Genomic DNA, 11,539 nt, shown 5'->3' on the forward strand with positions numbered 1-11,539 from the left:
TGTCAGCACGTCGGCGAGCAAAAGCGTGAAGGCAAAGATCAGAATCCAGAAACCGGAGGCTGGCGAAACTCTGGCGAAGGTGTTGCCCGCCGGCGTGAGAAATGTTCCGGCGACACCGATCAGCAGCGCGAGCGCGGCAAGCGCCATCACGCTGGCGGCAAGGCGCAGCACAAGTGGTGTCTTGAACAGCGCGATGAGTGCCGCGGCGGCAATGATGGCGAGCAGCAGCGTCCCGGTCGTTGCCGGCAGCGCCTCGAGAATCGAGCGCGCCTGGCCGGGGACGATGCGGTTGGCACGGAACGTGGCAAAGGGGGCGGCGAAGGCCGCATAGGCTGATATCGCGGCGATGACCACGCCGAGCTTGTCGAAGCGGATGTTCACGCCCTGCCCCGTCAGTCGATCCGGCGCGCCACGAAAGCGGCGCGCCGGAATCGTCCTACTTCAGGAAGCCGTTCTTCTTCAGGAAGTCCTCGGCGACGCCCTTGACCGGCTCGCCGCCGACCTGCACGCGACCGTTCAGTTCCTGCAGGGTGACGAGGTCGAGCTTGGCAAAAACCGGCTTCAGCAGCGTCTCGATCTCGGGATGTTCCTTCAGCACCGCTTCGCGGATGATCGGCGCCGGCTGGTAGACTGGCTGCACGCCCTTGTCGTCGTCGAGCACGACGAGCCCGGACGGTGCGATGCCGCCATCGGTGCCGTAGACCATGGCCGCATTGGCGCCATTGGTCTGGTTGGCGGCCGCTGCGATGGTTGCCGCCGTGTCGCCGCCCGAGAGGGTGATCAATTGCTCAGGCTTCAGCGTGAAGCCATAGGTAGTCTGGAAAGCCGGAAGTGCGGCCGCCGAATTGACGAACTCGGCGGAAGCCGCCAGCACCACCTGACCGCCGCCCGCGACATATTTGCCGAAGTCGGTAAGCGTGGCGAGCTTGTTGGTCTCGGCGACTTCCTTGCGAAGCGCGATCGCCCAGGTGTTGTTTGCGGGCGACGGCGACAGCCAGACGATCTTGTTGGCGTCGTAGTCGAGCTTCTTGGCCGTTTCATAGGCCTTGGCGGCGTCTTTCCAGACCGGGTCGTCGGCCTTTTCGAAGAAGAAAGCGGCGTTGCCGGTGTATTCGGGATAGATGTCGATCTCGCCGGCGGTGATCGCCTTGCGCACCACCGGCGTGCCACCGAGCTGGATACGGTCCGATGTCTTGATGTTGTTGGCGTTGAGCACGAGCTGGATGATGTTACCCAGCACGCCGCCCTCTGTGTCGATCTTCGAAGAGACAACCACCTGGGCATTGGCGGAAGCCACCGTGATGCCGAGCGCCAATGCCGCGCCGGCCAGAAACTTGACTGAAAACATTGTGAAACCCCTTGCTATGAACCGAAACGCGGTGACCGCATATGAGCATGGCTTCAACGGCCAGTCGGGGTACACGGTTTCATAACAATAGGTACAGACGCAATATTTTTGTTCCGAAGCGGTAAATTCGGCCGACATCGTGCTGACAGCGCCGTGTCAGGTGAGACGGCGGATGAATCAGGCTTCAGCTTTGCGCAAGCTCGTCAGCTTGAGCGCGCCGAGCGCCACGAAGCACAGGACGGTGACCGGAAAGACTATCCAGTTCAGCATCTCCCAGCCCCAGGCGTTGTAGACCATGCCCGACATCAGCGAGGCGCAGGCGACGGAGCCGAACAGGACGAAGTCGTGGAAGCCTTGCACCTTGCCCTTTTCCGACGGCCGGTAGGTGGCGGCAACCATCGCGGTCGCGCCGATGAAGCCGAAGTTCCAGCCAAGGCCCAGCAGGATCAGCGACGTCCAGAACTGCCACAGCGCCAGGCCCGACAGAGCGACAATGGCGCAGCCGATGAGCAGGATCAGGCCGGTGGCCACAATGCGTTCGGCGCCGAAGCGATGGATCAGCGAGCCGGTGAAGAAGCTTGGCGCGAACATCGCCATGACGTGCCAGGAGATGCCGAGCGTCGCGTCGTTTTCCGAAAGGCCGCAACCGACCATGGCCAGCGGTGCGCCCGTCATGACGAAGCTCATCAGCGCATAGCTGCCGACCGCGCAGAAAAGCGCGGCGACGAAACGCGGCTGCGTGATGATTTCAGCCAGTGGTCTGGCGTCGCTGTCGGCGGTCTCCACCTTGCCGGATGCTTTCGCCGGCAGCCGCAGGAACGACAGGATGATGGCGCCGACGGCGGCCAGCGGCAGGATGGAGCTGAACGAACCGGCAAACATGACCGGCGCAAGCAATTCGCGGGTGAAGATGACGATCTGCGGCCCGAGGATGGCGGTGACGACGCCGCCGGCCAGCACGAAGGAGATGGCGCGCGCCTTGAATTCAGGCGGTGCGTTGTCGGCGGCGGCGAAGCGGAACTGCTGGACGAAGGCGCCGCCGACACCGATCGTGAGCAAGCCGAAGGCAAACAGCCAGAAGCCGCCTTGAAAAAGCGCCAAGGTGGCGATCAGGCCACCAAGCGCCGTGACGATCGTGCCGGTCATGAAGCCGCTTCGCTGGCCCATGCTGCGGATGATGGCCGCTGCAGGCAGCGCGCCGAGCGCCACGCCGATGTTGAAGCCGGTGATCGGCGCTGTCGCCAATGATTTGTCGGGACCAAGCAGATATTGCCCGGCCAGCGCGCCCACGGAGATGGCGATGGGGGCCGCCGAGCCGATGATCGCCTGCGAGGCGGCGAGGATCAGCGCGGTGCGGCGCGCCTCCTGACCGGTCTCGAGGGCGATCGCCGTCATGATGCGTCCTTGCCGCGCCCCTCGCCACGCACCCGGCGAGACACACGGTCGAGCACGGCATTGACCAGCTTCGGCTCGTCTTCCTCGTAGAAGGCCTTGGCGATGTCGACATATTCGGAGACGATGACGGCGACGGGGACATCCTCGCGCTTCATCAGTTCGTAGACGCCGGCGCGCAGGATGGCGCGCAGCGTCGAATCCAGCCGCGACAGGGGCCAGTCCTCGGTCAGCGCCTGGCGGATGATCGGATCGATGGTCTTCTGGTTCTCGACGACACCCGCCAGGATGGCGCGAAACCATTGCGCATCGGCCTCGCGATAGAGCGCGCCGTCGACTTCCTTGCCGAGACGAAAGGCCTCATATTCGGCGGTGATCTCGAAGACACCGCTGCCGGCGACATCCATCTGATAGAGCGCCTGCACGGCGGCCAGACGGGCAGCGCCGCGCTTGTTGGCGTGGCGCACCGTGGGCTGGCCGGGCGAAGCGGGTTCGCTCACGATCGCGCTCCCAGTTGTTCCTTGAGGGCAATCATGGTCAGCGCCGCACGCGCGGCAAAGCCGCCCTTGTCGCCTTCCGAGCGCTTGGCGCGAGTCCAGGCCTGGGCGTCATTCTCGGTGGTCAGGATGCCGTTGCCGATGCAGACAGAGTCCTGCACGCTCAGATCCATGAGCGCGCGGCTGGATTCATTGGCGACAATGTCGAAATGGTAGGTGTCGCCGCGGATGATGGTGCCGAGCGCGACAAAGCCGTCATAATGTGTGCCGCCTTCCGCACCGTCCAGTGCGAAGGTAATCACCGCCGGAATCTCGAGCGAACCTGGAACGGTGACGACGTCGTAAGTCGCGCCCGCTTCATCGAGCGCGCTTGTCGCGCCTTCGAGCAGCGCGTCGGCAAGGTCGTCGTGAAAGCGCGCTTCGACAATGAGCAGATGCGCCTTCGCCTTCGGACGAATGAAGGCTTTGCCGTGTTGGGATGTACCAGCCATAAAAGTCTCCGGGGAGTTGCCGGTGACTTAGGCCGAAGCCGGGTTCATCGCAAGCGGAAGATTGGAGAAGGCCAAGCCTGCCCTATCGATCCTCTCGCGTGTGCCATAGGCGCAGCACAGAAATCGTGTCATTTCGTATTTCGTAGCGTATTTCGTAGTTGCCCACCAAAATGCGGCGCAGTTCGAGTGGCTCGAACTCTTCCAGTCTTTCACCGATGCGCGGATACTCGACTAGCCGTGCAGACGCAGCGGTGAGTGCCTGCACGGCACGTGCGGCTGCCTGGCTATTTGTTGACGCGAGAAAATCATGAAGCCTGACCAGGTCGGACAAAGCCTTGCTGGTCCACTTCAACTCCATCAACGTGGCACAGGCAGCGGCTTTTCAGTGCCAAGACTGTCAGCCCACGCCTGCACTGCCTGATGATCGATAACTCGGCCGGCATCCACATCGGCCAGCGCTTCGAGTGTCAGCCGCCGGCGCTCTTCCTCCAAGTCGACCCAGGCAGAAAGAGCTTGTTTGACAATCCAACCACGCGGACGCTCAAGGCGAGCAGCTAGCTGATCAACCTTTTCTGCAAGTGGGAGCGGAACATGAGCGGTGATTACCTTTGTGTCCATTTGAACCTCATAATCGGATTTAATCATAGCGATTAAAGCTGATTAAGTCGAGTTTCGATTGGCCAATAGCTCAAAGCCCCTCTTTCGCCGCCTCCACCAGCCGCGCCGCGTAGCGGGCCATGGTGTCGATCTCGAGATTGACGCGGTCGCCGACTTTGCGCTCGCCCCAGGTGGTCACGGTCAGCGAGTGGTGGATCAGCAGCACGTCGAAGCGCGCGCCTTCCACCTTGTTGACGGTGAGCGAAGTGCCGTCGAGCGCGACCGAGCCCTTGGGCGCAATGAACTTCGCCAGTTCGCGCGGCGCCTCCAGTGTGAAGCGCACCGCGTCGCCCTCATCCTTGCGCTCGATGAGCTCGGCGATGCCGTCGACATGGCCCGAAACGATGTGGCCGCCAAGTTCGTCGCCGATCTTCAGTGCGCGCTCCAGATTGACCTTGGTACCGGATTTCCAGCCAGAGGCCGTGGTCAGCCTGAGCGCCTCTTCCCAGGCCTCGACCTCGAACCAGCGTGCGTTGGAGCCGCTGTCGGGCAAGCCCGTGACCGTCAGGCAGACGCCGCCGCAGGAAATCGACGCGCCGATGGCAATGGTCTGTGGGTCATAGCCGGTGTCGATGCGCAAACCCACCCCTTCCCTGAGCGGCTTGACGGACGCGACAGTGCCGACATCGGTGACAATTCCGGTAAACATCGGTGTTGATCCTAAATGTCTCTTATCCACTCGGCGTAGCTGTCTTCGCCGAAACGCATGTCGCGCAGCTTGCGAAATCCTGCCGGGATATGGTCAGCGTCGATTGGCGACGCAATGCCGTCATCGCCGATCGCTTCCGGCCCCTGGAACAGCACGATGCGGTCGACCAGCCCATCGGCCAGGAAGGCGCTTGCCACCTTGGCGCCGCCCTCAACCAGCACGCTGGCCATGCCGAACGCACCCAGATCCTCAAGCAGTTCCGGCAGCGCGACACCGCCTTCATGGGTCTCCGTGCCGATGAAGCGCACGCCGGCGCGTTCGAGTGCTGCGCGCCGCAGCGGATCGGCCTCCAGGCAAGCGGCGACATAGAGCGGCACCCGGTCCACGCCCGAAACCAGCTTCGAAGCCTCCGGCAACCTGATCTGGCGGTCGAGCACGATGCGTGCAGGCGAACGGTTCTCCAGCCCCGGCAAGCGCACTGTCAGGGCGGGATCGTCCTCAAGGGCTGTGCCGATACCAACCAGTATGCCATCGGCCTCGGCGCGCATCAGATACACCTCGCGGCGCGCGATATCGCCGGTGATCGACACCTGTCCCTCGCCTTCCCTGCCGATCTTGCTGTCGCTGGAAAGCGCAAGCTTGAGAATCACTTCGGGGCGTTTCCTCAACGATCGAATCAGATAGCCGGCCATCTGCTCGGCGGCTTCCGCCGCCAAGACCTTCTCGACCACCTCGACACCAGCGGCACGCAGGATGGCGTAGCCCTTGCCGGACACGCGCGAATCGGGATCGCTGGCGGCGCCGACGACGCGCGCGACACCGGCATTGACCAGCGCATTGGCGCAAGGCGGCGTGCGGCCGTGATGAGCGCAGGGTTCGAGCGTGACGTAAGCGGTGGCGCCACGGGCGAGCGCGCCGGCCTCGGCCAGGGCCTCGGTCTCGGCGTGCGGGCGGCCGCCGACAGCGGTGACGCCGGTGCCGACGATCATCGGACCATTGCCGTCGTCGCGCACGATCAGCGTGCCGACAGACGGGTTGGTCGCGGTTCGCCCGGCATTTTTTCGCGACAGTCTGAGTGCCGCCGCCATGAAGCGGCGATCAAGGGCGGCCTGTTCGCTTGCAGTCATGCTCAGCTGGCTTCCTCTTCACCCTTGATTTCGTCGCCCTTGAGCTCGCCCAGCAGTTCGTGGAAATCCTTGGCCTCGCGAAAATTGCGGTAGACCGAGGCGAAACGCACATAGGCGACATCGTCGAGCGATTTCAGCGCTTCCATGACCAGCCGGCCGACTTCTCCCGAAGCAACCTCAGTCTCGCCGGAACTTTCGAGCTGGCGCACGATGCCGGTCACCGCGCGGTCGATGCGCTCGGGATCGACATTGCGTTTGCGCACGGCGATCTCCACCGAACGCAGCAGCTTGTCGCGGTCGAAGGGCACTTTGCGGCCCGATTTCTTGACCACGACGAGGTCGCGCAACTGCACGCGCTCGAAGGTGGTGAAGCGACCGCCGCAATCGGGGCAGACGCGCCGCCTGCGGATTGCCGCGCCATCCTCGGCGGGGCGCGAGTCCTTCACTTGCGTATCTTCCGACTGGCAATAGGGACAGCGCATGGAGAAGCCTTTGGTTGGCGAATCTGGTGAAGCGAAAGGCTTAGAGCTTTTTGCAACGATGGCAAAGTGTCGACCGCTCGCCCCCGCAGAGATAGCGAGGTGCAGACAGGATTGCCAGCCTCACCAGCAGCGGGCAGCGTACCGATGTCGTCAGGGGGCGACGTCGGCGGTTGGGAACCCGCACGATGCGCCGAGACTGCGATAGGCCTTGGTGAAGCCGTCCATGGATATGCTTCCAACAGGCGCGTCGCCAAAGGAGACATCAAGCACCGATGCCCGGCGCATGGCGCGCAAGAGCGCCAGGCTGATCTTGGCCTGATTGTCCACGGTCCAACTGAGCCGGCCGTTGACGGCGCCATCGGAATGGAGTTTGGCGGCGACACGGCCCTTGTCGTCGCCGAAGGTGGCGGCAATCGACTTGCCGGCCGGCAGACCCTTGTTGTCGACGGCGATGGTTATGGACGGGTAGGCATCCGGCGGCAGTGCATCGCCGTTCGTGATGACGAGCGTCAAGGTACCGGGCACGCCGCCCGCGCCGATAAAGGCGGTCGAGGCAGCGCAGGTCTTGCGCAGATCCTCACCGGTGTCTACCTCGTCGGCCAGGGTCGACCATCTGCCGAAAGTTTCGAGCTTGGGTGCCACCTGGGCGGGCGCCGCCGACTCGGCCTGAGGTGCGGGTTGCGCGGGCGCGGGTTGAGCAGAGGCGGTTTGCGCCAAGGCGATGCCGGGGAAAGGCGCGGCGATCAAAGCGGCCAGAGCGCCAACGGCACCAAGGTCGGCGAAACGAAATGGTCGCATCATCAAGGCTCCTGCCGGTCGCCCCGGCCTGCTGAAACGACGCTTGTCGTTGCAGCAGGCGGTAAGACTTCCTATCGCGTCAGCCGAGATAGGGATAGAGCGGGAAGCGGTCGGTCAGCGCCACGACCTTGGCCTTGACCGCAGCTTCGACAGCGGCATTGCCCTCGTCGGAATTCGCAACCTTGAGACCGTCCAGCACTTCGGCGATCAGCTTGCCGATCTCGCGGAATTCGGCCTGGCCAAAGCCGCGCGTGGTGCCGGCCGGGGTGCCGAGACGCACGCCCGAGGTGACGAAAGGCTTTTCCGGGTCGAACGGGATGCCGTTCTTGTTGCAGGTGATGTTGGCGCGGCCGAGCGCCGCCTCGGCGCGCTTGCCGGTGGCGTTCTTGGGCCTGAGGTCGACCAGCATGAGATGGTTGTCGGTGCCGCCGGAGACGATGTCGAGACCAGTCTCCTTGAGGCTGGAGGCCAACGCCTTGGCGTTGGCGGCAACGCTCTCGGCATAGACCTTGAAGCTTGGCTTCAGCGCTTCGCCGAAAGCGACAGCCTTGGCAGCGATGACATGCATCAGCGGACCGCCCTGCAGGCCGGGGAACACCGCCGAATTCATCTTCTTGGCGATGTCCTCGTCATTGCACAGGATCATGCCGCCGCGCGGGCCGCGCAGCGACTTGTGCGTCGTAGTGGTCACGACATGGGCGTGCGGCAGCGGCGACGGATGCACGCCGCCGGCGACCAGGCCGGCGATGTGCGCCATGTCGACCATCAGATAGGCGCCGACCGCATCGGCGATCTCGCGAAACCGCTTCCAGTCCCAGACGCGCGAATAGGCGGTGCCGCCGGCCAGGATCAGCTTCGGCTTGGTCTCATGCGCGGTCTTCTCGATGGCATCCATGTCGAGCAGATGGTCGTCCTGGCGCACGCCATAGGAGACGACCTTGAACCATTTACCGCTCATGTTGACCGGCGAACCATGGGTCAGATGGCCGCCGGAATTGAGGTCGAGGCCCATGAACGTGTCGCCCGGCTGCAAAAGCGCCAGGAACACCGCCTGGTTCATCTGGCTGCCGGAATTCGGCTGGACGTTTGCGAAGTTGCAGCCGAACAGCTTCTTGGCGCGCTCGATGGCCAGTTCCTCGGCCACGTCGACGAACTGGCAGCCGCCATAATAGCGCTTGCCGGGATAGCCCTCGGCATATTTGTTGGTCATGATCGAGCCCTGCGCCTCAAGCACGGCGCGGGAAACAATGTTTTCCGAGGCGATCAGTTCGATCTCGTGGCGCTGGCGGCCGAGTTCGTTGCGGATGGCGCCGAAAATCTCCGGATCGGCGTCGGCTAGCGTGGTTTCGAAGAAGGATTCGAATTTGTTCGACACTGCCGCTGCTGTTGCCATGGCCTGAAATCCTCGGGGTTCGGGGGCAATTTTCGATTTATGCAAGTCGTTGTCCCAAAACCGCTGCACACTTTTGGGCGACTTGCATTTGCCGCGCCATTAACACAGTTGTTTTCACCCCGCCACGTTTGCGGCGCGAAATTTGCTGGCCGGATTGCGCCAGCCAGGCCCGCGGGTCGTTATTTCCGAGCCTTCCGGCCTTTCAGCAGTGCCTCGGTAAGCGTGATTTCGGCAAACAGCGCCTGCGACGTATGGTCGTTGATCTCGCCGCTGCGAAACATGGCGCGCACGGCCTCGCGCTCGGCTTCGATGCCGGCAGATCTCAATTCGAGTTCCAGCCTTCCGGCTTCGCGCGCCTCAGCGCGGGCCTCATCGGCTTCGTCCGAGGCGGCGATGCGGCGCCGGTAGCCGGCGACAATGTTATCAGCAGCGGCAAGCCTGGCGCCGGGCACCTCGCCTCCCTCATCATCGGCGGCTCCGGCAATGCTCTCGATGCGCGCGATTGCCGCCTTGGCGGCGCCCACGCGCGCCAGGCGCTCCTCGGCGGCGCCGGCATCCTCACCGGGCTCGACCAGCCCCCTGGCGATCGTCGGCAGAGCGAGGCTGGCGATGACCAGCGAGCAGATGATGACGCCGGCGGCCAGGAAAATGACCAGGTCGCGCGCCGGAAACGGCGAGCCGTCCGGCATGGCGAGCGGCAGTGACAGGATGCCGGCCAGCGTAATGGCGCCACGCACGCCGGCCACCGAACCGGCGAGCCGCACGCGCAGCCCGAACGGCTCCGCCTTGCGCTTGCCCAAACGCGCGGCGATGCCGGCCGCGATATCGCCCACCCAAATCCATAGGAACCGCAACGCGATCAGGCACAGCGTCAGCGCGATGACGGTCGCGATCGGCTGGATGATCGGGTGCAGGCTCATGAGTTCCGGCGGCACATGGCGGATGATGTCGGGAAGCTGCAGGCCGAGCACGATGAAGAGAGCGCCGTTGAAAACGAAGGAAAGCGTCGTCCACAGCGACATCGTCTGCATGCGCGCCGAGACGCCGAGGAAGCGAAACACGCCGGAGCCGCCGGTGAGCAGGCCGGCGGTGACAGCCGCCAGGATGCCGGAAGCTCCGACATGCTCGGCGCCGAGATAGGCTATGAAGGGCAGCAGGACCATCACCAGCACCTGCGCTTCGGCCGGCACGCCGCCGATCCGGTTGAGCAATTGCAGCAGCTTGGCGGCAACGAACAGCGCCGCCACGCCGATCAGGATGCCGATCGCCACGGCATAGAGAAAACTGAGCGAAGCCGCGGCAAGGGAAAAGCTGCCGGTCAGCACCGCCGCCACGGCAAAGCGGAACATGACCAGCCCCGACGCATCGTTGAGCAGCGACTCGCCTTCCAGAATGTGCATCAGCCGGGCCGGGACGACATTCCTGTCGACGATCGAGGAAACCGCCACCGCGTCGGTCGGCGACAGCACCGCGGCAAGCGCAAAAGCGACCACCAGAGGGATGCTCGGCACCAGCCAATGCAAGGCGTAGCCGAAGCCGACGATGGTGAAGAAGACCAGCCCTATGGCCAGATCCAGGATCGGTCCGCGCAGCGCCATCAGTTCACGCTTCGGTGCGCCATAGGCATCGCCGAACAGCAGCGGCGGAATGAACACCAGCAGAAACAGTTCCGGATTGATCTCGACATGGATGCCACGCACCGGCCACGCAAGCGCGGCACCGATCGCAATCTGCAGCACCGGCAACGGCACCCGTACCAGGCGAACCAGAGCGCCGGAAAGCGCCACGAAGACGAGCACGACCAGAATGAAGACGGCGACTTCCATGGTCCGGTTCCAGGCTTTCCGCCGACCATGCGCAAAGCCGGCCGATCCGTCCAGCCGCCCGTCCCGTGAAAAACGCCGCGGCACCCAATCAATGAAAAAGGCCGCCCTGAGAGGCGGCCTTTTTAGGTAGGAATCAAATGTTTACAGCGCGGACGTGATCTGCAGTTCGTTGTTGCCATCAAGCGCGTAGACGTCGTCGCGGAACTGCACCACGCCCGGACCGGTCGACCAGGCCGAGAGATAGAGGAAGTGGACCGGCACCGGATTGGTGACCTGGATCGGCGTGTTTTCACCCGTCTTGATCGCCGCCTCGAAATGCTGGCGATCCCAGCCGGGCGTGTCGCGCAGGATCCAGGTGACGAGGTCGCGCACATTCTGCACGCGCACGCAGCCCGAGGAATCGAAACGCAACATCTTGCCGAACAGGCTCTGCTGCGGCGTGTCGTGCATGTAGACGCCGTCAGGGCTCGGAAAATTGATCTTCACCGAGGCCATGGCGTTTTCCGAGCCGGGATCCTGGCGGAACCGGTACTTGGCGGCGTCGTCGGTCGACCAGTCCACATTCATGGGATCGACTTCGCTGCCATCGGGCGCGAACAGGCGGATGTGGCTGTTCTTGAGATAATCGGGATCCTTCCGCATCAGCGGAATGATGTCCTTGCGCACGATCGAGACGGGCGCGTTCCAGTATGGATTGACGATGATCTCGTTAATCTTGGAATTGACGATCGGCGTCTGCCGGTCGATCTTGCCGACGATCGCGGTGTGGCGAAGCACGACGCGGTCGTTCTCGACCGCTTCGACCTGCGCTGCCGGAATGTCGACCAGCACGTAACGGCTGCCCAGCGTGCCGGCCTTCTCGCGCAGCCGCTGCAGATT

General features: G+C 63.7%; 13 protein-coding genes and 1 pseudogene. All 14 read right to left on the minus strand.

Going from position 1 to position 11,539, the window contains the following annotated elements; all coding sequences use genetic code 11:
- Positions 1–381: pseudogene (locus EOC06_RS22345) on the minus strand (ABC transporter permease); the annotation flags it as partial.
- 55 nt (positions 382–436) lie between these two features.
- The gene (locus EOC06_RS22350; RefSeq protein WP_127322450.1) at positions 437–1,348 is read right to left on the minus strand and encodes an ABC transporter substrate-binding protein; all 912 of its coding nucleotides are present in this window, start codon (positions 1,346–1,348) and stop codon (positions 437–439) included.
- Positions 1,349–1,525: 177 nt separating this feature from the next.
- Positions 1,526–2,743 carry an MFS transporter gene (locus tag EOC06_RS22355; RefSeq protein WP_128308809.1) on the minus strand — a complete coding sequence of 406 codons (1,218 nt, stop codon included), beginning with the start codon at positions 2,741–2,743 and terminating at the stop codon, positions 1,526–1,528.
- A complete protein-coding gene (gene nusB / locus EOC06_RS22360) occupies positions 2,740–3,240 on the minus strand; it encodes a transcription antitermination factor NusB (protein WP_127322245.1) in 501 nt (166 codons plus the stop codon). The genes EOC06_RS22355 and nusB overlap by 4 nt, the downstream gene beginning before the upstream one ends.
- Positions 3,237–3,728 carry a 6,7-dimethyl-8-ribityllumazine synthase gene (ribH, locus tag EOC06_RS22365; RefSeq protein ID WP_128308810.1) on the minus strand — a complete coding sequence of 164 codons (492 nt, stop codon included), beginning with the start codon at positions 3,726–3,728 and terminating at the stop codon, positions 3,237–3,239. Before ribH ends, nusB begins: the two co-directional genes overlap by 4 nt.
- Before the next feature lie 82 nt (positions 3,729–3,810).
- Positions 3,811–4,086 (minus strand): type II toxin-antitoxin system RelE/ParE family toxin, encoded by a 276-nt coding sequence (locus tag EOC06_RS22370; RefSeq protein ID WP_128308811.1) that lies wholly within the window; start codon positions 4,084–4,086, stop codon positions 3,811–3,813.
- Positions 4,086–4,346 carry a CopG family ribbon-helix-helix protein gene (locus EOC06_RS22375; RefSeq protein WP_128308812.1) on the minus strand — a complete coding sequence of 87 codons (261 nt, stop codon included), beginning with the start codon at positions 4,344–4,346 and terminating at the stop codon, positions 4,086–4,088. The genes EOC06_RS22370 and EOC06_RS22375 overlap by 1 nt, the downstream gene beginning before the upstream one ends.
- A 70-nt stretch (positions 4,347–4,416) precedes the next feature.
- Positions 4,417–5,034, minus strand: coding sequence for a riboflavin synthase (locus tag EOC06_RS22380; protein ID WP_128308813.1), 618 nt, complete (start codon positions 5,032–5,034; stop codon positions 4,417–4,419).
- A gap of 11 nt (positions 5,035–5,045) precedes the next feature.
- Entirely contained in the window at positions 5,046–6,161 is a 1,116-nt protein-coding gene (gene ribD, locus EOC06_RS22385) for a bifunctional diaminohydroxyphosphoribosylaminopyrimidine deaminase/5-amino-6-(5-phosphoribosylamino)uracil reductase RibD (protein ID WP_128308814.1), read from the minus strand.
- Positions 6,162–6,163: 2 nt separating this feature from the next.
- A complete protein-coding gene (gene nrdR / locus EOC06_RS22390; protein ID WP_023810227.1) occupies positions 6,164–6,643 on the minus strand; it encodes a transcriptional regulator NrdR in 480 nt (159 codons plus the stop codon).
- Between the two features lie 150 nt (positions 6,644–6,793).
- On the minus strand, positions 6,794–7,444 hold the full coding sequence (locus EOC06_RS22395) for a hypothetical protein (RefSeq protein ID WP_128308815.1): 651 nt from the start codon (positions 7,442–7,444) through the stop codon (positions 6,794–6,796).
- Positions 7,445–7,520: 76 nt separating this feature from the next.
- On the minus strand, positions 7,521–8,834 hold the full coding sequence (gene glyA, locus EOC06_RS22400) for a serine hydroxymethyltransferase (protein WP_013532252.1): 1,314 nt from the start codon (positions 8,832–8,834) through the stop codon (positions 7,521–7,523).
- Positions 8,835–9,013: 179 nt separating this feature from the next.
- The gene (locus EOC06_RS22405; protein ID WP_128308816.1) at positions 9,014–10,660 is read right to left on the minus strand and encodes a Na+/H+ antiporter; all 1,647 of its coding nucleotides are present in this window, start codon (positions 10,658–10,660) and stop codon (positions 9,014–9,016) included.
- Between the two features lie 141 nt (positions 10,661–10,801).
- The coding region (locus tag EOC06_RS22410) for a L,D-transpeptidase family protein (RefSeq protein ID WP_164898690.1) at positions 10,802–11,539 on the minus strand (738 nt) is incomplete at its 5' end.

The sequence above is a fragment of the Mesorhizobium sp. M7A.F.Ca.MR.362.00.0.0 genome, from assembly GCF_004023175.1.
In the GTDB taxonomy this organism is placed as follows: Bacteria; Pseudomonadota; Alphaproteobacteria; order Rhizobiales; family Rhizobiaceae; genus Mesorhizobium.